Source organism: Hyphomonas sp. UBA4505, assembly GCF_002388685.1.
Taxonomy (GTDB): Bacteria; Pseudomonadota; Alphaproteobacteria; order Caulobacterales; family Hyphomonadaceae; genus Hyphomonas.
Genome location: NZ_DGMZ01000001.1, coordinates 19,652 through 43,038, shown reverse-complemented (window position 1 = coordinate 43,038; position 23,387 = coordinate 19,652). Strand labels below are relative to the sequence as shown.

Annotated in this window: 22 protein-coding genes; 7 read left to right on the top strand and 15 right to left on the bottom strand. The window is 60.6% G+C overall.

What is annotated here, in order from left to right; translation table 11 throughout:
* The 8 genes from B3527_RS00195 to B3527_RS00160 form a co-directional block, all read right to left on the bottom strand.
* The gene (locus B3527_RS00195) at positions 1-540 is read right to left on the bottom strand and encodes a hypothetical protein (RefSeq protein WP_290479443.1); all 540 of its coding nucleotides are present in this window, start codon (positions 538-540) and stop codon (positions 1-3) included.
* Positions 541-623: 83 nt separating this feature from the next.
* A complete protein-coding gene (locus B3527_RS00190; RefSeq protein WP_027838455.1) occupies positions 624-860 on the bottom strand; it encodes a F0F1 ATP synthase subunit C in 237 nt (78 codons plus the stop codon).
* Between the two features lie 116 nt (positions 861-976).
* Positions 977-1,759, bottom strand: a complete 783-nt coding sequence (locus tag B3527_RS00185) for a F0F1 ATP synthase subunit A (RefSeq protein ID WP_206990875.1) — start codon at positions 1,757-1,759, stop codon at positions 977-979.
* Positions 1,756-2,112, bottom strand: coding sequence for an AtpZ/AtpI family protein (locus B3527_RS00180; protein WP_290479444.1), 357 nt, complete (start codon positions 2,110-2,112; stop codon positions 1,756-1,758). Before B3527_RS00180 ends, B3527_RS00185 begins: the two co-directional genes overlap by 4 nt.
* A gap of 149 nt (positions 2,113-2,261) precedes the next feature.
* On the bottom strand, positions 2,262-5,723 hold the full coding sequence (gene smc / locus B3527_RS00175) for a chromosome segregation protein SMC (protein WP_290479445.1): 3,462 nt from the start codon (positions 5,721-5,723) through the stop codon (positions 2,262-2,264).
* Positions 5,724-5,741: 18 nt separating this feature from the next.
* Positions 5,742-6,413, bottom strand: a complete 672-nt coding sequence (locus B3527_RS00170; RefSeq protein ID WP_290481743.1) for a DsbA family protein — start codon at positions 6,411-6,413, stop codon at positions 5,742-5,744.
* Positions 6,414-6,487: 74 nt separating this feature from the next.
* Positions 6,488-7,123: a DsbA family protein gene (locus tag B3527_RS00165; protein ID WP_206990872.1), complete on the bottom strand. Its 636-nt coding sequence runs from the start codon at positions 7,121-7,123 to the stop codon at positions 6,488-6,490.
* Between the two features lie 28 nt (positions 7,124-7,151).
* Positions 7,152-7,733 (bottom strand): DUF721 domain-containing protein, encoded by a 582-nt coding sequence (locus B3527_RS00160; RefSeq protein ID WP_051607507.1) that lies wholly within the window; start codon positions 7,731-7,733, stop codon positions 7,152-7,154.
* Between the two features lie 38 nt (positions 7,734-7,771).
* Between B3527_RS00160 and mutY the strand changes: the two genes are divergently transcribed.
* Together mutY and B3527_RS00150 are read left to right on the top strand one after the other, a co-directional pair.
* Complete coding sequence (gene mutY / locus B3527_RS00155; protein WP_290479447.1) at positions 7,772-8,821, top strand: A/G-specific adenine glycosylase; 1,050 nt, start codon at positions 7,772-7,774, stop codon at positions 8,819-8,821.
* A 79-nt stretch (positions 8,822-8,900) separates the two neighbouring features.
* Positions 8,901-10,844, top strand: a complete 1,944-nt coding sequence (locus B3527_RS00150) for a sialate O-acetylesterase (protein WP_290479448.1) — start codon at positions 8,901-8,903, stop codon at positions 10,842-10,844.
* 7 nt (positions 10,845-10,851) lie between these two features.
* Here the strand turns inward: B3527_RS00150 and B3527_RS00145 are convergent, their stop codons facing one another.
* Positions 10,852-11,769: a fatty acid desaturase family protein gene (locus B3527_RS00145; protein ID WP_290479449.1), complete on the bottom strand. Its 918-nt coding sequence runs from the start codon at positions 11,767-11,769 to the stop codon at positions 10,852-10,854.
* Positions 11,770-11,817: 48 nt separating this feature from the next.
* Between B3527_RS00145 and B3527_RS00140 the strand changes: the two genes are divergently transcribed.
* Positions 11,818-12,657 carry a hypothetical protein gene (locus B3527_RS00140; protein ID WP_290481746.1) on the top strand — a complete coding sequence of 280 codons (840 nt, stop codon included), beginning with the start codon at positions 11,818-11,820 and terminating at the stop codon, positions 12,655-12,657.
* Between the two features lie 36 nt (positions 12,658-12,693).
* Here the strand turns inward: B3527_RS00140 and B3527_RS00135 are convergent, their stop codons facing one another.
* Complete coding sequence (locus B3527_RS00135) at positions 12,694-13,776, bottom strand: site-specific DNA-methyltransferase (RefSeq protein ID WP_034811455.1); 1,083 nt, start codon at positions 13,774-13,776, stop codon at positions 12,694-12,696.
* Positions 13,777-14,087: 311 nt separating this feature from the next.
* Between B3527_RS00135 and adhP the strand changes: the two genes are divergently transcribed.
* A complete protein-coding gene (gene adhP / locus B3527_RS00130; protein WP_206990866.1) occupies positions 14,088-15,116 on the top strand; it encodes an alcohol dehydrogenase AdhP in 1,029 nt (342 codons plus the stop codon).
* On the opposite strand, the gene B3527_RS00125 is transcribed toward adhP, so the two are convergent.
* From B3527_RS00125 to B3527_RS00110, 4 genes are all read right to left on the bottom strand, one after another.
* Positions 15,113-16,204, bottom strand: a complete 1,092-nt coding sequence (locus tag B3527_RS00125) for a PA0069 family radical SAM protein (protein ID WP_290479451.1) — start codon at positions 16,202-16,204, stop codon at positions 15,113-15,115. The genes adhP and B3527_RS00125 overlap by 4 nt on opposite strands.
* Before the next feature lie 114 nt (positions 16,205-16,318).
* Entirely contained in the window at positions 16,319-16,729 is a 411-nt protein-coding gene (locus B3527_RS00120) for a BLUF domain-containing protein (RefSeq protein ID WP_206990864.1), read from the bottom strand.
* A gap of 74 nt (positions 16,730-16,803) precedes the next feature.
* On the bottom strand, positions 16,804-17,409 hold the full coding sequence (locus B3527_RS00115) for a TIGR04282 family arsenosugar biosynthesis glycosyltransferase (RefSeq protein WP_290479452.1): 606 nt from the start codon (positions 17,407-17,409) through the stop codon (positions 16,804-16,806).
* Positions 17,409-18,092: a TIGR04283 family arsenosugar biosynthesis glycosyltransferase gene (locus B3527_RS00110; protein WP_290479453.1), complete on the bottom strand. Its 684-nt coding sequence runs from the start codon at positions 18,090-18,092 to the stop codon at positions 17,409-17,411. The genes B3527_RS00115 and B3527_RS00110 overlap by 1 nt, the downstream gene beginning before the upstream one ends.
* 85 nt (positions 18,093-18,177) lie before the next feature.
* Here B3527_RS00110 and B3527_RS00105 point away from each other — a divergent pair, with 85 nt between their 5' ends.
* A complete protein-coding gene (locus B3527_RS00105; RefSeq protein WP_290479454.1) occupies positions 18,178-18,654 on the top strand; it encodes a hemerythrin domain-containing protein in 477 nt (158 codons plus the stop codon).
* Between the two features lie 20 nt (positions 18,655-18,674).
* Here B3527_RS00105 and B3527_RS00100 read toward each other — a convergent pair whose 3' ends face one another.
* A complete protein-coding gene (locus tag B3527_RS00100) occupies positions 18,675-19,463 on the bottom strand; it encodes a uracil-DNA glycosylase (RefSeq protein WP_290479455.1) in 789 nt (262 codons plus the stop codon).
* Positions 19,464-19,557: 94 nt separating this feature from the next.
* On the opposite strand from B3527_RS00100, the gene B3527_RS00095 reads away from it, so the two are divergent.
* Positions 19,558-21,240 carry an electron transfer flavoprotein-ubiquinone oxidoreductase gene (locus tag B3527_RS00095; RefSeq protein ID WP_034811469.1) on the top strand — a complete coding sequence of 561 codons (1,683 nt, stop codon included), beginning with the start codon at positions 19,558-19,560 and terminating at the stop codon, positions 21,238-21,240.
* Between the two features lie 137 nt (positions 21,241-21,377).
* Entirely contained in the window at positions 21,378-23,300 is a 1,923-nt protein-coding gene (locus B3527_RS00090) for a tetratricopeptide repeat protein (RefSeq protein WP_290479456.1), read from the top strand.
* The last annotated feature ends 87 nt before the right edge of the window (positions 23,301-23,387 follow it).

Below are 23,387 nucleotides of genomic sequence, written 5' to 3'. Positions count from 1 at the left end.
TTAATTCAGAGCCGTCGAAACGGCTTTCTTGAGGTCAGCCGCAGAGGCCTTGAGGCCGAAACGGGCCGTCATGGCGTCAGTTGCGTCTACAGCGATTTGTTCGACATTCTGCATGGCCGTTGCGCGCAGGGCGGAGATCCGCTCTTCGGCAGCGTCCAGCTTCTTTTCGATCTCGGCGTCGACGCGAGCCGTTTCAGCCGTCATTTCGGCATCAACCTTGGCCGCTGCCTTGTTCGCTGTTTCGCGGGCTTTCGCCTTGGCCTGGGCAATGCGCAGTTCGAGCGCCTGCTGGGCTTCGGTGGCCTGCTCGTTCAGCTTGGCTGCCTGATCAAGATCAGAGGCGATGCGGTCAGACCGTTTTTCGATCGTGTCCGACATCTTTGGCAGGATGAAGCGGGAGAGGGAGAAGTAGAGGGTCGCGAAAAGGATCGCGAGCCAGAACAACTGGCCCGGCATGTGCCACGCCTCGAAAGGCGGGAACGGAGGCGGCGCGTCATCCGGTAGGTGATGGGCAGTTTCCGCAAGCAGGGCGAGCAGCATTTCAGTACCTCAAGTGCAGCATCAGGCTGGATCGGGCCGGTGGTCTATCAAGTCCGCCGGCCCGTTCTTGGCGTGTAAGTGGCTTAGACCACGAACAAGATCAGGACGGCCACGAGGAACGACAGGATGCCGAGTGCCTCTGCGAGGGCCATACCGATGAAGAGGTTACCGGTCTGCTGTGGTGCAGCGGACGGGTTGCGCATGGCAGCGTCGAGGAACGAGCTGAAGATGTTGCCCACACCGATCGCGGCACCGATCATGCCGAGAGTTGCGAGGCCAGCGCCTACATATTTGAGGCCGAGTGCGATATCGCCTTCCATGGTCGTCTCCTGTTTGGAATGCAAGGGTTTCAATAATTTGCGGCCCGTGAAGCGTGTTCGTTGGGCTGCGTCAAGTTTTTTAGTGCGTGCCCAAGGGCCGCACTGGCGAAGAGTCCTTAGTGTGACGGGTGCAGTGCGTCGTTCAGGTAAACGCAGGTCAGGATTGCGAAAACATAGGCCTGAAGACCTGCCACAAGAAGTTCGAGAGCGTTGAGCGCGATACCCATACCGAAGGCCAGGATGCCGACCACACCCATGAACACCGCGCCGGACAAGGCCGCGCCGATGAGCTGGGCTGCAAAGGTTGCAAACAGTTTCAGCATGATGTGGCCAGCCAGCATGTTGGCGAACAGACGCAGCGCCAGCGTGACCGGACGGGCCAGGAAGGAAATGACCTCGATAGGCACGAGGATGAAATAGATCGGCCAAGGGGCGCCCGATGGGGCAAACAGCTTGAAGAAGCTGAGGCCGTTCTTCCAGATGCCGAAGCCGATGACGATGCCGATCACGAGCAGGGCCAGGGCGCCGGTCACGACCAGATGGCTGGTTGTGGTGAAGGCGTAAGGCACCATGCCGATCATGTTGGCAAAGAATACGAAGAAGAAGAGCGTGAAGACGAACGGGAAGAAGCGCAGGCCTTCTTCACCAGCGGTCGAGCGGACCATGTCGGCGACGAAGCCATAGCCGATCTCGGCCATGGATTGCGTACGGCCCGGCACCAGCGCCTTCTTGGAAGCGGCGTAGCCGAAGAAGGCGATGCAGAGCACCACGCCCAGCAGCATGAAGCCGGAGGCGTTGGTGAAGGAAATGTCGATATTGCCGAGGCGCAGGTCCAGCCACTTCGTGACCTGGAACTGGTGGATCGGATCAATCGCGGTGTTTTGCAGAGCGAAGTTCATTCGTTCCCGGTCCCGTCTGTTGGAGCCTCAGGCTCCGATAAATTCCCTAGCGCCCGGGCATTCAGTTCCCGATAGGCGCGCATCATCGCTCGTATACCTGCTGCGAAGCCGATTGTACCGACAATCAGCAGGCCCCAGGGCTTTGTTCCTGCGAATGCGTCGATCCAGAAACCAATGAGGCCTCCGACAAAGATGCAGGCGACAAATTCCGCGCCGTATCGCAGGGCGTAGGCCCCGGCCGAAAGACTTCCATCATCTGCATCCAACTTGCGTTTTGCCGCATCCTTTGCCGCTCTGGCCGCCTGAGCCTGGGCGATACGTTCACCGAGGTCGTTCGGGCCTTCACTGGACATGGTTTGCTAAGCTTCGCGCAAGCGAATCCCTTCTGATGGGGTGCCCCCCGGATTTCGGCGCAAACTATGTATTGGGGGCAGGCAAGTCAACCGCGATTGCAGAAAGCTAGAGGTCTGATTCTATTGGATTTCTATAGTGTGGGTGTGCGCTACTCCGCCGCAACGAGCTCTTCGGCTGCCTGCAGGTCCACAGAAACCAGCTTGGAAACGCCTTTTTCCCGCATCGTGACGCCGAAAAGACGGTCCATCCGGCTCATCGTGACCGGATTGTGGGTAATCACCACGAAGCGCGTATCGGTGCGCTGGCGCATTTCGTTCAGCATGTTGCAGAAACGGTCGACATTGGCGTCATCGAGCGGCGCGTCCACCTCGTCCAGCACACAGATCGGCGCGGGGCGGGACAGGAAGACCGCAAAGATCAGCGCGGCCGCCGTCAGGGCCTGTTCGCCGCCGGACATGAGGTTCAGCGTGCCGAGCTTCTTGCCGGGTGGCTGGGCCATGATTTCGAGCCCGGCTTGCAGCGGGTCATCGGCATCGACGAGGCGCAGTTCAGCCTGGCCGCCGCGGAACAGGGCCGTGAACAGCGCCTTGAAGTGTTCATTGACCTGCTCGAACGCTTTCAGAAGGCGTTCGCGGCCTTCGGCGTTCAGGGCATCGACGCCCTGGCGCAGCTTGGCGATTGCAGCGACGAGGTCTTCCTTCTCGGTCACCTGCGAACCGAGCCGTTCTTCGAGTTCTTCGGCTTCTTCCTCGGCATTCATGTTCACGCCGCCCAGCTGGTCGCGCGTGCGGCGGAGCTCATCGGCGCGGCGTTCGGCATCGCGGGGCGTGAACTCGCCCATCGTCTCTTCTTCGAGGCCTGCTTCGGCAATCGCCAATAGGCCTTCCGGCGTACGCTGGAAATTGTTGCGGGCGATCTCGACCGATTCTTCGAGCCGGCCTTCGGCGTTTTCGAGCTTCACCTTCCAACCGGCAAGGTTCTCGCGCGCTTCTGAGGCGGCATTGGCGGCTGCGCGGGCTGCCTGTTCGGCTTCGCGGATGGCGGCTTCTTTTTCGGCGAGCTGGTCTGCGACGCGCTTGCGTTCGGTCTCCAGCGCGTCGACTTCGTTGCTGCGGTTCTCGATCTCGGCGGCCAGCTGTTCGGGGCGTGCCTTGGCGGCCAGGGCATCGGAAGCGGCAGACTGGCGGCGCTCGATCAGGCGCGCGACGCGCTCCTCGGTCGCGGTAATGCGGCCGGACCATGTCTTGATGTCGCGTTCAAGGCCATCGCGACGCGCAGCAGCCTGTTCGCGACCGCGTGTAATGTCTGTCAGGCGGCCGCGCGCTTCGATCTCAGCGGTGCGGGCCTCGGCCACCATTGTGCGGGCTTCGGCGAGCCGGGTTTCGAGCGCGGCTTCATCTTCCGCCGGGCCTTCCGGTGCAATCATGGCCAGCGTTTCGTTGACGATGGCGAGGTCGGCCTCGGCGCGGGTAAGGGCTTCTCCGCTTGTGTCACGCTTCATGGCTGCGCGTTCGGAGGCTTGTGCTTCCTGTGAGACGCGATTGCGTGCCTCGCTGAGCGCGCGCTGGGCCGGGGCGATGGCCTGGCGCAGGTCGCGGAGTTTCACCTCAGCCGTCTGACGGGCGTCACGGGCAGCTACAAGGTCTGCCTCACGCGCCTCATAGGTGGCGGTCAGAGCGGGCAGTTCAGCTTCGGCGGCTTCAAGCCGGGCCTGTTGTTCAAGACGTGCGGCTGCGCTGACCGGTGCAGCTGGTGTGCGGATATAACCATCCCAGCGCCAGAGATGCCCCTCGACGGAAACCAGTCGTTGGCCGGGCTGGAGCTGGGCCATCAGGCGCTCGCCATCGGTCACGTCCACAACGCCGCATTGGGCAAGCCGCGCAGCGAGTTCGCCGGGAGCCTCGGTCACATCTGTCAGCGGGCGGGTACCCTGCGGCAGGGATTGCGACGCCAGCGACGCGCCGCCCCAATACATTGCGGCAGAGCGATCGGTTGGCGCTTCGATATCATCGCCCAGAGCGGCGGCAATGGCTTTCTCGTACCCATCCTGCGTACGAATGCGCTCGACAACTGGCGGGGCTTTCGGGCCTTCGGCCTTGCGAAGCAGCTTGTGCAGGCCAGCAATTTCGGCCTCGAGTGCGCGCACGTCTTGCTGGGCCGCATCCCGGGGGGCTTGTGCGGACGTTTCCGCCTCACGGGTCGAATTGAGCGTAGACTCGGCGGTTTCGACGGCGCGTTCGGCGTCTTGCAGGGCGGCTTCGGCATCCTGTTCGGCCGCTTTGGCATCGCGCAGGCGGCCGACCAGCGACGCGGCATCTTCGATCCGGGCCATTTCGCCTTTCAGGCGGTCGATTTCAGAACTGAGCTGAGACTGGCGACGCCGCTGAGCGGAGGCGTTCTCCTCCGAAGCGCGGCGCTGGGCACGCACTTCCGACAGGCGTTCCTGCGCTTCGTCGGCTGCTTTCTCGGCGCCCGCGAGACGTGTGCGGGCGTCTTCCAGCGCCTTCCGGGTCTCGGCCTCGATTTCCTCGTTCTGGGCCTCGTTCAGGACCGGTAGCGAAGACAGCTCAAACTTTGCGTGGGCGAGGGCGTCTTCGGCTTCGAGTTTCTGATCCTGCTCGCGCTCGATGTCTTCCATCAGGCGGGTCGCTTCGGCATCGAGGCGTTCATGGGTCTCGGCGGCGACCTTGCGCTCGGTTTCCAGCCTTGCCAGCGTGATGCGGGCCTGTCCGAGCTTGGCGGCGGCAACGCTTTCAGCTTCGCGCAGGGGATTGAGTCCTTCACCGGCCTCAATGCGCTCGCGTTCCCGCATCGCGTCTTCGCGTGTCTTTTCCTCAACCGCGCGGCGGGCCTCGTCCAATTGCGTGCGAGCCGTATCGCAGGCGAGTTTGGCCTCATGCCAGCGCAGGTGCGCGATCAGGGCGTCGAGGGCGTGGATCTCTTCAGACAGGCGCTTGTATTTGCGGGCCTTGGCGGCCTGGCGCTTGAGGCTGGCGAGCTGGCGCTCGACTTCAGCGGAGACTTCCGACAGGCGCTCCAGATTGGTCTCGGCGCCGTTCAGCTTCAGCTCGGCTTCGTGACGGCGGGAATTGAGGCCTGCAATGCCGGCGGCTTCCTCAAGGATACGGCGGCGGTTCTGCGGCTTGGAGCCGATCAGTTCCGAAATCTGACCCTGGCGTACGAGAGCCGGGGAGTTCGCGCCGGTCGAAGCATCCGCGAACAGGAGCTGGATGTCCTTGCCGCGTACAGTCCGGCCATTCAGCTTGTAGGTGGAGCCTGCGCCGCGCTTCAGGCGGCGGATGACTTCCAGTGTGTCGGAGGCGTTGAATTCCGGTGGCGCGGTGCGTTTGGAATTGTCCAGCACGAGCGTGACTTCGGCGGTCTCGCGGGCGGGGCGGCCATCCGCACCGGAGAAGATGAGATCATCCATCTCCCCGCCGCGCATGGCACGTGCAGAGCTTGCGCCCATGGCCCAGCGAAGGGCTTCCAGAAGATTGGACTTGCCACAGCCATTCGGCCCGACGATCCCGGTCAGGCCGGGTTCGATTGGCACGTCCTGAGGGTCCACAAAGGATTTGAAGCCAGCAATACGGAGTTCGGTTATCTTCATACTGGCTCCCCCATATCCCTACTCGTCTGTGGAGACGCCGGCAGCTTCAAGCGCAGCGTCCAGCGCGGCTGTGACCTTGTCAGCGGAGTTCATGTTGGCGAACTGGTGCACTTCACCATTGATGATGAAGGTTGGTGTGCCGGTGACGCCGAACTTTTCGGATGTCTGGTAGATGTCCGCCATCTGCTGGCGCAAGTCGCGATTGTTCATGCAGGCATCGAAGTCGGCCTCGGTCTCGATGCCATGACGCTGGCCAATGGTCTGGAGCATGGCCTTCAGGACGCCGTTTTGCGCAGATTCAATGATGCCGGACTGGTATTCGAACAGCTCGTCCAGCACGTCGAAATACTTGTCTTCGCCCGCGCACATGGCGACGAGGTAGGCAGGCACATCCGGTGCGTGCAGTGGGTATTCGCGGAAGACGAGTTTCACCTTGCCGGAGTCGATATAGTCCGACTGGACAACTGGCTGGATGTCGTCATGCCAGTATTTGCAGGCCGGGCAGGTGGGTGAGGCATACTCGATCAGGGTGACAGGTGCGTCGGCCGCCCCTTTGACGTGGCCAAGCTCGCTGCCAGCGGTCACGGCGTCGCCACCTGCAGGCGATGTGTCGGCACCGGTGTCGCCACAGGCGACCAGGGCCAGCGCTGAAATCGCTGCAAGCGCAGTGCGTCGTGAGAAGAAATTCATGGTCATAACCTTCGCGTTAAGGATTGAGTCGGTTTGGTTGCCAATTGATTAACTGCAACCACCTGTTCTGTTAACTAATTTGCCTCTGAACCGGTCGAATCGGAGAGCGCGGCAAGCTGTGTGTCGAGGTAAGCGGCGAACGCATCGGCCGACTTGAAGTCGTCATCGACATATTTTTCCTCGCCATTGATAACCAGCGTTGGCGTGCCGCGCAGCTCATATGCCTCGGCGCTTTCCTGCACTTCGGCCATGTCGAGCCGAACATTCATGTCGGTGTAGCAGGCATTGAACGTGTCGACGTCCCGAATGCCATAGGGCGTGCCGATCTCGATGAAAGTGTCGAGCACTGTACCAGCTTGCGCAGACTTGATGACATCAGGCTGGCGCGCAAACATTGTGTCGGTTGCCTCGAAGAATTTGTCCCGGCCGGCGCAGCGCGCCATGGTGACGAGGGCCGTATCGACATCATTGCGCAGGACTTCACGGAAGATGAAACGGACCTTGCCGGTCTCGATATAATCGGCCTCGATGCGTGGCAGGATCTTGTCGTGGAAGTATTTGCATCCACCGCATGTGAGAGACCCGTATTCGATGATCGTCAGTGGCGCGTCTTTCGAGCCCTTGGAGTGGCCAACAGACAGGTCTTCGGCAAGGGCAGGCATGGCCAGGAAGGCGGCAGCCGTGACGGCAGTCAGAATGGATTTCAGCATGTCGGGGCTCCTTGCGGGCAGGGCGGGGTCAGAATGGCAGGCCGCCATCCTTGCCAGGCTTGGCAGGGGGCGGCGTATCTTCTGCGGTTAACATGGCCTCACCGAGCGCAACAATTGCGGCGCGCAGCTTGTCGTTCTGGATTCCGGAGGTCGATTCCTCAAGTTCCTTGCGCTCTTTCAGTGAGAGCGGCCGCGTTTTGCGACGCAGTGTCTTGGGCGGTTCTGTGCCGAGCGATCCCTGCTTGATCTTGATGGCGGTAATGTCGCCGCCTGCGGACACTGACACGCGCTGTCGCAGCGTTTCGGACTGGTGCTGCACCATCGGGGCGGCTTGCGGCACGACGAGCAGGGTCAGCACGCGACCATCCTTGCCACCGCTGAGCCGCTCCGGGCGGCAGTATTTATAGAGTTGTTCGCCTGCGATCTCGCGCCAGCGCTGGCGGAGTACCTGAATGGGGGGCAGTTTCTTGGCGCCGGATTTACGCCCGACCCGTTCCGCGGCAAGCCCGACCTGGCGCATGTTGGAATAAGTGCGTGTCGCGCGCTGGTAGCGCAGGCGGACGCGCGCGCGAGCTTCCTCTATGGGATCAAGGGTTGATCTCGTGACCATTCGTACGAGATTGCACGGCTTTCGGGCGAGGAAAAGGCATGGCACCGGCAAAGCACAGAGATTTGAACAGCCTGCCGGGCAAATTGCTGCCGTGGTTCGAGCGTCATGCACGCGACTTGCCCTGGCGCACGCTGCCGGCAGACCGGGCTGTGGGCGAGCGGCCTGACCCGTACCGTGTCTGGCTCTGCGAGATCATGATGCAGCAGACGACCATCCCGCATGGCACCCCATACTTTCATACCTTCCTTACGCGCTGGCCAACCATTGAGGCGCTGGCGGCGGCAAAGGATGAAGAGGTGATGAGTGCGTGGGCGGGCCTCGGCTATTATGCGCGAGCGCGGAATTTGCTGAAATGTGCGCGTGAAGTCGCTGCACGCGGAGGCTTTCCGGAAACAGAGGCCGAACTGCGCAAACTGCCCGGTATCGGGCCATATACGGCTGGCGCGATCGCGGCGATTGCCTTTGACCAGAAAGCGGCGGCGGTGGATGGCAACGTCGATCGCGTGTTCGCGCGCCTGCTGGCATTGAAAGGCGAATGGGCCGCTGAGAAGAAGGTGATTGCCGAAACAGTGCGGGCGCTGGTGCCGGAGGACCGGCCGGGAGAATTTGCTGAAGCGCTGATGGATCTGGGCGCAACCGTGTGCACGCCGACCAAGCCGAACTGCCTGATCTGTCCACTGTCGTCCCTGTGCGCAGCGCGGGCCGAAGGGGCGCCTGAACGCTATCCGATCAAGCCCGCAAAAGTGCCAAAGCCCGTACGGTTTGGAATTGCTTATGTGTTGGTCGTGAAGGGGGAAGCGCTGCTGGTGCGCCGCCCGGACAAGGGCCTGCTCGGCGGGATGCTGGCGCTGCCGACGGGCGATTGGGTGGAGGGCGATTTTCCGCAAACGCCTTCGCCTGCCGAAGCGGCCTGGGAGGAGGTCGGCGAGGTACGCCATGTCTTCACGCATTTCGCGTTTCGCTTTCGGGTGATGCGCGCCGAGGCATCGCGCAAGCCGAAAGTTGCCGATGGCCGGTGGGTTAAACTCGATGAGGTCGAAGGCCTGCCAAGCGTGTTTGCCAAGGCGTTCCGGCTGGCAGTTGCGTAAATTTAGTTACCGCTAACACTGGACAATATCATCGCCTTCGGGAAAGTTCCTGCCAAAATACAAGAGGGCGGAACAGGACATGTTTACCAGCAAGACGATGATGGCATGCGGGGCATTGGCCCTGATTGGACTGGGCGCACATGCAGAGGCGCCGAAGCTCGCCAGCCTATTTGGTGACCATATGGTGATCCAGCGCGATGCACCGGTGCGCCTGTTCGGAACGGCGGATCCCGGCGCGGAATTCATCGTTTCGCTGGACGCGGCGTCCACGCCTGTTCGTGCCGGCCGGGACGGCCGATGGTGGGTCGAGTTTCCCGAGCTTTCAGCAGGCGGATCACATGAAATTTCGCTCACCGTTGAAGGCGATACAGTGCAGGCGTTAGAGGATGTGCTGGCGGGCGATGTGTTCTTGTGTTCCGGCCAGTCGAACATGGAATATCCACTGTCACGTGTGACCTATGCTGAACGGGAAGTCGCAGCTGCGGACCACTCCAATATTCGCCTGCTGCAAGTCGAGAAGGATCTTTCGCTTGCTCCGAATGCGGACTTGCCGGGCGACAGCGCTTGGGCCGTCACGACGCCGGAGACCGCAGCGGGGTTCTCGGCAGTCTGTTACTATGCCGGGCGGGCATTGTCAGAAGCCTATGATGTTCCTGTCGGTCTGATCAATTCGAGCTGGGGCGGCTCACGCATCGAGCCCTGGATTGACGGCGAGATCATCGGCGCAATGCCGGACCATACCGAACAAGTGGCTTTGCTGGAAACCTACAAGACTGACCGGGGCGCGGCAGCGAAGATCTATTCGGAAAGCTGGCAGCAGAACTGGCGGGACGACCCCGCGACCGAAGGAACTGCGCCGTGGGAAGATGCAGACGCAGACGAGTGGAAGCCCGTGCCCGGCACGCTACGCGACTGGCGCAAATGGGGAGACGCGGAACTCACCGATCATCTCGGCATGGTCTGGCACAGGGTCAGTTTTGATCTGACTCCTCAGCAGGCAGAGCAGGCTGCGACGATCCATATTGGCGCGGTCGATGATACCGACATGACCTGGCTGAACGGCACGGCAATTGGCACGACATTCCATTGGGGAGGATTGCGCGCGTACGGGGTTTCAGCCGATCTCCTCAAGCCGGGCAAGAACACTATTTTGGTCAACTCCCATAATGATTATGGCGATGGTGGCATGAACGGACCGGCTTCTGAATTGCGCGTGGAATTGGAGGACGGCTCAAGCCTGTCGCTGGCCGACGGGTGGGCCTATCGCAAAGTGGATTCGGCCGTAAGCGCTCCGAAGCCTGCGCCCTGGTTCACGATCAAGGGCTACACGATGTTGCACAATGCGATGATTGCGCCGTTGTCTGGCATCCGCCTGAAAGGGGCAATCTGGTATCAGGGCGAATCCAATGCGGGCGATGGCGTCGCCTATGAAAGTCTGCTTGATCTGCTGGTGCAGGATTGGCGCGCGAAGTTTGGAGCTGACTTGCCCGTAGCTGTTGTGCAGCTGCCGCGATATGGCGCGCTACCCACAGAGGCTGGCAAGCCGGGCTGGGGGGTGATCCGAGAATCCATGCGCCGCGTCGCTGCCAGGGATGATCGTGTGGCGCTCGCCGTGACGATTGATATGGGCGATCCGGTGGACATTCATCCGCCAAACAAGCTCGCGGTGGCCGAACGGGTCGTGCGGGTGATGAAGTCTCTCGTTTATGGTGAGGTGGATGCAGGCGCGTCTGGCGCCGTGGCGAGTCGGGCGGTGCGAAACGGCAGCACAATTCGTATTGCGTTTGAGGGTGTGGAAGACGGCTTGGTGACGGTCAGTGCAGGGAATGTGATTGGCATGGAGCTGTGTGATGCGGATGCGTGCAAATATGCTTCAGCCAAGCTTGATGGCGATACTGTGGTCGTGCAGGCAGAAGATGAGGCGGTGTCCGAGGTCCGCTATTGTCAGGGCGATTCCCCCCTCTGCAATCTCTTCGACGGGACCGGGATGCCGGCCGGTCCGTTCTGGATCGCGGTTGAGTAGCGCCAGCCTATTCAGCAGGCACCATCTCTGGGGCGTCATTGTGGACAGCGCGGCGGATAACATCGTCATAGCCATGCGAGATGCAATCAAATGTCTCGTAATAGCCGCGGGATGACAGCAGCTTGTGGAGCCGTTTCAGCCTGTAAGGCGGGATTGATGCAAACATGTGATGCTCGAGATGATAGTTCACATCATTCGGCGCGATCAGCACGCGCTGCCAGAATGGGGCGACCGTGGTGCCGGTATTGAGGCGCGGATCGAGGCTGGTCCGGTCTTTCGCGGTGCCATGCTCGCCGATCTGGCGCAGGCGCACTATGGCTGGATAGATGAAGAGTTCTGCCGCCCACCACATGAGATAGGCCCACGGTGCGCCAATAGCGGTGAGGGTGCCGGCCAGTGCGATATGGAACGTGAGCCACGGCCAGTTGCGCGATAGTTTGAAGCTGCGGATCTTGCGCAGCGTATCGCGCAGGCCCGTCTGGCCGGTCAGGTCGCGCACGAATTTTCGACGCAGGCTGTCCTTCGGGACAGGGTAGTTCTTTACAAAGATGATGTCCGGATCGTCTGGCGTGCCCGCATATTTGTGGTGCTTCAAATGGTAGGCGCGATAGGCGGGCAGGGAGATGTTCATCGGCGCGCCCGCGATCCAGTGGCCCACGAAATCATCGACCCGCTGACTCTTGAAAAAGGCGTGGTGGGCGCAATCGTGATTGATGATGCCCAGGCCGAGCTGGCGACCTCCCAGAATGAGGATACCTGCGAGGATTGTCAGCGGATTTGGCCAGATGATGGCGACCGCAAAGGCCGCAATGATCAACCCCCAATTCCAGACAAGCGTCGCCAACGCGCGAAGATCAGACTTCTTGCGCAACTCGCGAAGCTCATCCTTTGTCAGCGCTTCGGATAGCTTCATCGTGTTCGACATGGCAGTTCTCCATCCTGTGCTTTAAGGTTTGTTACATATAATTTCATTATGAGTCAATTCGTGTATTATTTTGAGCCTCTCAAGTCTGAAGACGTGTCAGCGCGCGCGCTTATCCTGTCCTTGATGAGCAGTACGACGGATGCGCCCCAGCCGATTGGTCGGCTTATCAATGCGGCGGCACTGTTCGGGATCGAGGCGGCGACCCTGCGTGTGGCTGTGACGCGCCTGATGAAGGATGATCTGCTGGAGAGCCGAGAACGCGGTGTCTATGTTCCAGGCCCCAGAGCGCAGGCACTCAAGCGTCGGGTGCAGCAGTGGCAGAATGTGGGTGACCGGGTGGTCGACTGGAATGGCGACTGGCTGGTGGCGTTGACCAAGCATCTTGGCCGGAGCGACCGTAAGCAGCTTCGGGCACGTGAGCGGGCGTTGGCCCTGTTCGGATACCAGCAGACGGAGGAAGGTTTCTGGGTTCGTCCTGCCAACCTGGCGAGTGAACTGGACACGCATCGGACCAGTCTGATCGATATCGGCGCGGATGACGGTATTATCCTGACCCGAACCTCTCAGGTCGCGATGGCGGGGTCGTTTGACTGGACGCGCCTGTGGTCACCGGAAGAGTTGTCGCAATCCTATGCGCGCGCGATCCAGGCCATGGAGACCAGTCTGGCTGGCTTGATGACGCGCAGCGTGGATGAGGCAGCGCGCGAGACCCTCCTGATCGGGCAGCCGGTGATCCGGGCGATCAATTTCGACCCATTGCTGCCACCGGCGCTCGGAGACCAGGAAGGGTTCCTGCGGATGGCGGACAAGATGCTGGAATACAATCAGATCGGACAGATCTGCTGGCAACGCTATTATGATGCCATAGAAAAAGCGGCGCAGGACTGATCCAGCGCCGCCTTCGTCCAAGGGGTCGGACAGGCGCTAGTTGAGGCCCATTTCCTCGCGGTAGCGTCGGCGCAGCATGTCGATTGGAGCGAGGTTCCGCTTGGGATCCTCATAGTGCCAATAAGTCCAGCCATTACAGGCCGGCGCCTGTTGGACATGTGCGCCGAGGCGGTGGATCGATCCGGTGGACGTGCCGGTGGTCAGCGACCCGTCGACGCGAATGCGTGCCTGATAGCGGCGCTGTGGGCTGAACAGGCGGTCGCCAGGTTTCAGCCAGCCATTTTCCAGTAGTGCGCCGAATGGCACGCGCGGCAGGGATTTCTTGCTGCGCTCCGTTTCGAGCACAGCGCCTTCAATGGGCTCGATAGCCTTCAGGCGGGCCCGCGACAGGCGCGCATAGGTCTCGTCGCGCTCGATGCCGACATAGTTGCGACCGAGGCGTTTGGCAGCGGCGGCGGTGGTCCCGGTGCCGGAGAATGGGTCGAGGACCGTGTCGCCCGGATTGGTCGTTGCCAGCAGGACGCGCTGCAAAAGGCTTTCCGGCTTCTGCGTCGGGTGGGCTTTCTTGCCGTCGTCATCCTTGAGGCGCTCGCCGCCTGTGCAAAGCGGGATCATCCAGTCGGAGCGCATCTGCTTGTCGTCATTGAAGACTTTCAGCGCGTCGTAATTGAATGTGCATTTAGACTGTTCGGACTTTCCGGCCCAGATCAGGGTTTCGTGGGCATTCTGGAAGCGGGTGCCCTTGAAGTTCGGCATGGGGTTCGATTTCAGCCAGATCACGTCATTCTGGATCCAGAAGCCCTGATCCTGCAGGATCGCGCCGACGCGGAAGATGTTGTGGTACGAGCCAATCACCCAGATTGCGCCATCATCCTTCAGGACGCGGCGGCACTCTTCCAGCCACTGGTGGCAGAACAGGTCATAGGCATCGAAGCTGTCGAACTTGTCCCAATCGTCGTCAACACCATCGACCACGGACTGGTCGGGACGGGTCAGACCACCACCAAGCTGGAGGTTGTAGGGAGGGTCGGCAAAGACGAGATCAACCGACCTGTCCGGCAGGCGTGACAGGATGTCGATGCAATCGCCCTGCATGATCACGTTCTTCTGTAATTCCATTGGTTCAGCCCCGCTTGCGCTATGTGTCTTATCGAAGCGCGAATCAGTGCCGGACGCCGGTTTCTGAATCCCTAATTATTGCGCATCCGAATCAGCCCGAAATGTTTCGATATCGAAACTAACCGCAGATTTTCCCTGTGGATAGTGCTGTGGATAAAATCGGGGAAAGCCTGTGAATTGGCAGTGTGTAAGGTGCGGCATGCAAGGCCACATTTCGGAAAAGACCCGTTACCCAGCCAAATTCAGGGTTTGTCCTTATCCCGCTTTCTGAGGCTTTGCCTACACTTCCGGAAAATGGAGGCGAGACGACAATGACCGCAAAAAGCATGAAAGCCGCCGTGGTGCGTGAATTTGGCAAACCGCTGGTGATTGAGGAGGTGAAAACTCCGGAGCCGGGGCCGGGCGAAATTCAGGTGAAGATCGAAGCGTGCGGAGTCTGCCATACCGATTTGCACGCCGCGCATGGTGACTGGCCGGTAAGGCCCAATCCGCCCTTCATACCGGGTCATGAGGGCGTTGGTTTCGTCTCGGGCGTGGGAGCGGGTGTCACGCATGTGAAGGAAGGCGACCGGGTGGGCGTGCCGTGGCTCTATTCCGCGTGCGGGCATTGTGATCATTGCATGGGCGGCTGGGAGACTCTCTGCGAGAGCCAGCGCAATACCGGCTATTCCGTGAATGGCGGGTTTGCCGAATACGCCATAGCGGACCCGAACTATGTGGGGCATTTGCCGGATAATATTCCATTCGTGGAAATCGCACCGATCCTGTGCGCAGGCGTTACGGTCTACAAGGGGCTCAAGGTGACCGACACCAAGCCCGGCGACTGGGTGGTGATTTCAGGCGTGGGCGGTCTTGGCCACATGGCGGTTCAATACGCAAAAGCCATGGGGCGTCGCGTGGCGGCGGTGGATATCGATGATTCCAAGCTTGCTCTCGCGAAACAGCTTGGCGCGGAAGTGACTGTGAATGCCGCCAAAACGGATCCGGCAGCCTTCCTGCGCAAGGAGATTGGCGGAGCACATGGCGCTCTCGTCACGGCCGTGTCAGTGAAGGCCTTTGAGCAAGCGCTCGGCATGGTCAGGCGGGGTGGGACGGTTTCGCTGAACGGATTGCCGCCCGGCGACTTTCCTCTGTCGATTTTCAACATGGTGCTGAATGGGATCACGGTGCGCGGGTCCATTGTCGGGACGCGGCTGGATCTCCAGGAATCGCTGGATTTCGCCAAGCTTGGCGCCGTGAAAGCCCATACGGCAACGGCACGTCTGGAAGAGATCAACAGTGTATTCGACAAGATGCTCGCGGGTGACATCGACGGACGGATTGTGCTCGATTTCTCCTAGATATCGAGGCGCATCTGGCCGCCGTAATCCTCAATGATGCGAAAGAGGTCAGTGCGCAGGGCGCCCCGTGGCTGGTTCATGCCGAGCTTGGCAGCGCAGCGGCCGAAGCGCCGTGAGATGATGTCGGCCACCGGGCCGCCGCCGCGCATCCGTTCATGCCAGTTGGCGTCATAATCCTTGCCGCCGCGCATGTCCCTGATGTGGTTGATCACCCGGGCGGCCCGATCCGGTACATGCTGGACCAGCCATTCATGGAACAGATCCTTGATCTCGTAGGGCAGGCGCAACAGCACATAGCCCGCACGGGTCGCGCCATGATCGGCGGCGGCTTCCAGCAGGTTTTCGATCTCATGATCATTGAGGCCGGGAATGATTGGCGCAGTCATTACGGTTACTTCAATACCTGCGTCGCTGAGGGCGCGGATCGTGGCCAGTCGACGCTGCGGCGTGGCGGCGCGCGGCTCCATCTTGCGTGAGAGCGTGCGATCCAGCGTGGTCAGAGAGATGCCAACCCGTGCAAGCCCCGCTTCGGCCATCGGCGCGATCAGGTCGATGTCGCGCTGGATCAGAGCTGACTTGGTTAAAAGGCTGAGCGGGTGGCGGTGCGCGGACAGAACCTCCAGCAGGCTACGGGTCAGGCGCTTTTCCCGCTCTACGGGCTGGTAGGCATCGGTATTCATACCCATCGCGATGACCCGGGGGATATAGCGCGGCCGCGACAATTCCCGTTTCAGCAGCTCGACGGCATTGTCCTTGAAGAACAGCTTGCTCTCGAAATCGAGCCCTGCCGAAAGCCCGCCCCAGGCATGGGTTGGTCGGGCAAAGCAATAGATGCAGCCATGCTCGCAGCCGCGATACGGGTTTACCGTTCTGTCGAACGAGATGTCAGGCGATTTGTTGAAGGTGATGATGGTGCGGGCCGAATCCTTCATCAGAAGGGTCTCCATCCGGCTGTCATCATCCTCAATCGTGCCCCAGCCATCATCAAAGGCCTGGCGTGTTTCGAGCTCGAAACGGCCGGTCTGGTTTGAGATCGCTCCGCGCCCACGCTGCTGGAAGCGTTCTTCAACCTGGCGTGTGTCGATCAAATTTATTCTGCCGGTGGGGGAGAGTTTCTGTCCAGTTCTCATGACCAGAACAGGCCACAGATAACGGAACAAATAAAGAACATAAATTTCGGTGAATGCCGAAAACCTGTGGAATCAAATGCCCTTTAGCGAGCAGAAATTTTCCAGAATTTGGCGGACACGGGCTGGCATCTGGCGGGCCAGGACATCCTGCGTTTCACCGATCTTCTCATATTCATGTCGGCCAGCCAGCGCCGAGGTCTTTCGTCCGGCCATACTCCAGCCGGCAAACATGCGCAGCTCTGCGGATTCGGCCAGAACCGTGGTGACCGAAATATGGCGAGGGTCTTGGACAATACGGTTGAAGACCTCTTCGACGTTCAGTCGTGTGCCTTCCAGCACCTGGAGAAAGTTCAAACCATTATAGATCAGGACCCCCGTTATGTTCCGAGGTGCATTATTGCGGATCGACGCGTCAACAATCGCATCGACATCGGCGGACGTGAGGGCGTCAGACGCAGTGCTGATATAGATCAGTCGATACATGGGCGTCCTGCTCTCTGGGGCCAAGAATTCTGTTGGACAATGCTTTTCCGTTGGGGACGATAACCTGGGTCAAGTTAACGAAGTTTGTTTGCATTCCACCTTCGCCAATCCGGCTCTTCATCCAGATCCTGCAATGTTTCCAACAGTGTCAGGCGAAATGAGGAGGGAAGGTTTGCTTGCACATCAGCGCGTGCATGAGGGCCGGACCAGCGTACATTGTCGAAAAGTGATGGAAGACCGGGGCGTTTGTTCACACCGAAAAGCCAGAAGCCTCCATCATCTGCTGGGCCAAATACGGCATCGTTGCGTTGTAACGCACGAACGGCCTGGCGTAGCAGAGTGGCAGAAATGTCCGGAGCATCGGTGCCAATGAAGAGGACCGGCCCATTCGGCGAGTCGGCGAGGCCTTTGCCAAGTCGCTCGGTCAGCGTGCCTGACCCCTGACTGAAGCGGGGCAGGTGTGGCGGCCAAGTTCCGCCCAGTGTTTCGCCAAGCGCGTATTCTGGCGCGAGATAGAGGGCCACGTCCAGGCCGCTGGAGCGGACGGCTCGCATGGTGCGGGCGAGCGTGAAATGTGCAATGCGGCGCGCTTCGGTACGGCCCAAACCGGCGGCGAGTCGCGTCTTGGCCAGCCCCATGCGGGGCGGCTTGGCGAAGATGAGGACACGGGTGCGCCGCATCAACGATACGCCTTGGCGAGGATTTCAGGTTTCGCCCCCAACAAGAAACGGGTGAGCAGGAAGGCATTGCTCCAGGCGCGCTTGCGCCAGCCATCGCGCTCATACTTTTCAGCCGAGGTGCGCGCGTCGGCGCTCAGGAGGACAAGCCGTTTCTTGCCGAGGGCCCTTGCTATCATCACGTCTTCCATCAAGGGCACGTCGGCAAAGCCGCCGACCGCATCGTACAGCTTGCGGGAGATCAGCAGACCTTGATCGCCATAGGGCAGGCCGAACATGCGCGCGCGCCGATTGGCGCGAGCTTCCAACCAGCGGGCGGCGCGATCGTCCGAGCGATATCTCAGTGTGAAAGCCGCGGCCGATTCAGCGCGGCGCTCCATATGGTGGGCGGCGCGTTCAGCCCAGTCGGGCGAGAGATACGTGTCGGCATGCAGAAAGAGCAACCAGTCGCCGCGTGCAGTGTCGGCGCCGGCGGCGAGTTGCGCGCCGCGACCGCTGGCGCCGGTGATCCACGTCGCGCCGGTGTCCCCGGCAATGCGCGGCGTAGCATCGTCGGAGCCGCCATCCGAGACAATCACCTCACGGATCAGCCCCAGCTCAAGCCCCGGCATCAAGGCCTGAAGACACTCCGGCAGGTCGCTGGCGGCGTTCAGTGTGGGAATGATGATCGAGAGCGGTGCGGGCATTTTTTCTCCCTATCAGGCAATCGCATGGCGCGGAACCGGGCAGGGGTTAACGCGTTTGAGAGAAACCAGACAAAGGATCCCTCACATGCCCTCGATTTACGAAACCCTGAAGAAAGACCATGACTCCCATCGCGACCTGTTAGCCCAGCTAGCCGAGACAGAAGGCGACTCGTCCAAGCGCCGCAAGCTCTGGAAGGAGTTCTATTACGATGTGGGCGGCCATGCCGCCGCCGAGGAAGAGACATTTTATGCGCCCCTGATGAAGGGCGAGGAGGGCCAGCCGAAGGGCCGTCACTCGGTTGCCGAGCACAAGGAACTGGACGACATCATTCAGGAACTGAATGAAATGGACATGAGTTCGCCCGGCTGGCTGACGCGTTTCAAGACGCTGCGCCATGATTACGAGCATCATATCGATGAGGAAGAGACCGAAATCTTCCCCGTCGCAAAGGACGTGATTGGCCCTGATAAAGATGGCTCGATCGGCGAAGCCTTCCTTGAGCGCAAGCAACGCGAAATGAAGCTGGTTGATCAGAAGGCCGAGGAGGCTCTGGAGGAATAGTTCCTCCGGGTGGCTGACCTCTAGCCTCCAAGTTCTCCCAGACGCTGCTCGACCAGCAACAAGTCCCGCCATGCGCGGGACTTGTCCTGTGGGCGGCGCAAAAGATAGGCCGGGTGCAGGATCGGGATCAGCGGGGCGGTGAATCCACCGGCGGTCTTGAAAACATGTTCCGTGCCACGCAGGCGCATGATGCCATCTGCGCTATCGAGCAAGGACTTGGCTGGCACGCCGCCCGCGGCAATAATCACTTTCGGAGCGACCAGTTCCACCATCCGATCCACAAACGGACGACATACGGCGAGCTCCTCGGCTTCCGGATTGCGGTTGGCCGGGGGGCGCCAGTAATTCACATTGGTAATGAAGGCATTTTCCGTGCGGTCACGGTGAATGGCCGCCAGCATCTTGTCGAGCAGCTGTCCGGCCTTGCCCACAAAGGGCAGGCCCTTGCGGTCCTCTTCGGCGCCCGGTCCTTCGCCGATCACCATCAGGCTGGCACCCGGCGTGCCATCATAGACGACTGTATTTTCTGATGCGCTTTTCAGCGGGCTGCCTTCAAAGGCTACGATGGCGGCTTTTAGCGCCTCGACCGAATCACAGGCCGCTGCGGCAATTTTGGCCTCTTCAACCCAGTCCGTTTTCTTCCGGCGTGGGCGGCGCACAGGGGCATCCTGGGCAACTGCAGCAGGCGGCGCGGCACTGTCGGCAACCTTCAGATAGGCCTTTACCGCAGCGTCATCGACTTCCACGCCCATGTCGCCCCACCACTCGGTGAGGGCCTTAATTGCATCAATTGACGCAGGGGTGGGCATCTGGACGCTCTGGACCTTCCTGATAGACGCTGTAATTGCTTAATCAAATGGGCTTATGAGCGGGCACCCTATCACCCGCAAGGAGGAGAAACCAATGGCTGATGACGCTGTACAGCGCGAGTCGATGGAATATGACCTGGTCATCGTTGGCGGTGGCCCTGCGGGTCTGTCCGCGGCGATCCGGGCAAAACAACTCGCACAGGAAGCTGGCGAAGACATTGAAGTCGTCGTGATCGAGAAGGGCGGCGAGATCGGCGCTCACATTCTGTCCGGCGTGGTCATGGACCCGGTCGGCCTCGACAAGCTGATCCCCGGCTGGCGTGAGCGCGACGACCGTCCGCTGAAGACCGAAGTCACCGGCGACAAGTTCAAATTCCTCGGCCCGAAGGGCGAGGCAGACATTTCCTGGCTGCCTATGCCGGGCTTCATGAAGAACCATGGCAACTATACTGGCTCGCTCGCCAATGTGGCGCGCTGGCTGGGCCAGGAGGCCGAGAATATGGGCGTGGAAATCTTCCCCGGCTTTGCCGCCTCAGATCTCGTGCTGGGTGAAAATGGCGAAGTCAAAGGCATCGTGGCCGGTGTCATGGGGATCGCCGCCGATGGTACGCACAAGCCGGACTATGAGCCGGGCATGGAGTTGCTCGGCAAATATGTCCTGTTCGCCGAAGGCGCCCGGGGCTCGCTGACGAAGCAGCTGATCGCCAAGTACAATCTGGATGAAGGCCGCGACCCGCAGAAATTTGGCCTCGGCCTGAAAGAGCTGTGGTCCATACCCGAAGAGCAATTCAATGAGGGCTACGTCCAGCACACGATGGGCTGGCCGCTCGATAATTCGACCGGCGGAGGCAGCTTCCTCTACCATTTCCGAGACAATGGCGAGCCGTTCGTATCGGTCGGCTTCGTGGTTCACCTGAACTATGAGAACCCGTACATTTCGCCGTATCAGGAATTCCAGCGCTTCAAGCACCACCCCTCCGTGCTGCCGCACCTGGAAGGCGGCAAGCGTGTCGCCTACGGCGCGCGGGCCATCACCGAGGGCGGCTTTCAGTCGGTGCCGAAACTCTCATTCCCCGGCGGCGCGCTGATCGGGTGTGGTGCAGGCTTCGTCAACGTGCCGCGCATCAAGGGCAGCCACAATGCGATCCTGACGGGCATGATGGGTGCGGAAGCCGCCTATGAAGCCATCAAGGCTGGCCGTCAGGGCGACGTGCTGACCTCATACGAGGACGCCTACAAGGCTTCTTCGGTCTACAAGGAGCTGAAGCAGGTGCGGAACGTGAAGCCGCTCTGGTCCAAGCTGGGAACGGCGATCGGTATTCCGATGGGCGGCCTCGAAATGTGGATTTCCAGCCTGTTCGGCGGCTTCTCCTTCTTTGGTACGCTGAAGCATGGCAAGACGGATGCAGCCGCACTGAAGCCAGCCAAGAAGTTCAAGCCGATCGACTATCCGAAGCCGGATGGCAAGATCAGCTTCGACAAGCTGACCAATGTGTCCTTCACCAATACCTATCATGGCGAAGACCAGCCCGTTCACCTTGTCGTGAAGGACATGGCGCTTCAGAAGGCTTCCGAGCATGATGTCTATGCTGGCCCATCGGCGCGTTACTGCCCGGCAGGCGTCTATGAGTGGATTGAGGAGGGCGGCGAACTGAAGTTCCAGATCAACTCCCAAAACTGTATTCACTGCAAGACTTGCGACATCAAGGATCCAAATCTGAACATCAATTGGACCGTGCCCGAAGGTGGTGGCGGCCCGGCCTATCCGAACATGTAATCAGGGCTTCAAGCCTTATGGTTTCCGGAAAGCGCGATGGGGTTAACCCTGTCGCGCTTTCTCCATTTCGCGCCTTGCTCTTGCCGCATCGGACTGCTTCACTCGGCGTCAAAGCGAACCCGAAGTGAGCCATTCATATGCGCCCAAGACTAACTCTTACTGCCTCTATCCTGACCCTTTCGCTCGCCCTTGGGGCCTGCGCCACAGAGCCCGCGCCTGCCTTGCAGGAGGTCGAGGCCGAAGTGCCGATCGCTCAAAGCGCTGTGCCACTCTCCCCGGCGGCCCGCGCCACGGCCGTGATAGGGGCAAACGGCAAGCCGGTCGGTATTTCCGCGTATCCGGCGCCGCTGGATGCGGTGAAGGCCGGTGACATGGCCGCCTTCCTTCAGATGACCTCCGGCCTGTCGCAGGAAGACCGCGATGTCAGTCCACTATTTGATGCCTTCCTGGCGCTGGACCGGGCGGCTGACGGCGACACGGTTGCGGCGCGCAACATATTGAAGACCTCCAACAGCCAGAGCGATGAAGAGGGCGAGACCGGCTTTTACGCCTTTCTTGATGCGTGGTTGCTCGCCATGGACGGGCGTCCGGATGAGGCGATCGAGCGCCATCGCGGTGCTGCGGGGGCCATGCCCGGTCTGACGGGAGACCTGTCCCTTGCCGCCATGCTGGAAGCATCGGGACGGCCAGAGCAGGCGCTCGCGGTCTATGAGTTCATGACACCTGCCGAGATCGAGGCGCCGGAACATCAGTTTGATCCGAAGGGCCTGCTCTATAGCCACGTCCGCACGGTAATTTCTCGCCATGCACTGTTGTTGCAGCGGCTTGGTCGGATCGAGGAGTCCAAGGCGGTTTACCAAAAGCTGGCTGATGCAGAGCCTGAAGAGGCGATCAGCTACGCAGCCGCCATTGAAAGCCTTGAGACCGGAAAAAATCTCGACAATGAACCCCTGGATGTGCCGGCTGCATTTGCGCAGTCGCTGGCGGATGTTTCGCGCGCTCTGCAGGAGCAGCGCATTATTCGCACGATCATGATGGGTGGCAGGATTGAGGGATTTGATGACCAGCGCTCGGCCTTTGATCAGGTCGCATTGCTGATAAATCCGAAAGATGAAGGGCTGCGTGCCGCCGTCATCGACCAGCTTTACGAAAGCGCGCTGTATGATGGCGTGGCTCATGTTGCGCTGAGCGCACCGCAAGAGACGGCCTCACTGCAGATCGCGGCCGGACAGGCGCTGATCATGTCGGGTGATGAGGCAGGAGCACGGGCTGCGGTGGCGCGCGCGCTGGAAATCACGGATGAAGATGACCGCCTGCGGACGCTGTATGGTGCGCTGCAGTTGCGCACCTTGCTGAATGATCAGAATGGTTCGTCCGAATTGGTGGACGAGGTGATTTCGTTGGCCTCGAACCAGGCGGAGCGCGCCTCTGCTCATGGTCTCGCTGCTGAGATCAAGGGCCAGTTTGGCGACCTGGAAGCCGCTGCCGTACACGCGGCGAAGGCCCGTGAACTGGATGATACGCATGATCGGCGCATGGCGCTGGCTAACTCTCTGGGCAAGATTGGCGAGGTCAATCAGGCGCTGGCCATTCTGCGCACCGAGCTGCTGGGCCGACCAAACGATCCCTACACGTTGAATTCGCTCGGGTATTTTCTGATCGAGTATACCGAAAAGCATGAAGAAGGCTTCAAGGTGCTTTACCGGGCACGTTCGCTGGCCGAGCGCGATCCCTACATTACGGACTCGCTCGGCTGGGCCTATTTCAAGATGGGGCACCTGAAGGATGCCCAGCGGCTGATCGAACAGTCTCGCGCGGAGCTGAAACCCCACAAGCACTGGGAAATCGAAACGCACCTCGGCGACATCTACTGGCATCAGGGCAAGAAGGAAGAGGCGCGCGAAGCCTGGCAAAACGCGATCGAAAATCGTCCGCCGGCCAGGGAGCGAGCGGAGCTGGAAGCCAAGTTGGCGGATGGCCTCACGTCTCCGAGACCCGAGCGCCGGCCATTGCCCAGCGTCTCCATCGGGGACGGGGAGATTGACCGGCAGGATATCTGACTGAATTGTCAGGCAGCTGAGACCTTTTACCGGCCCCCGACGCGCCTTACTATTGCCGGATATCAATGCGATTCCGCGATGCGAACG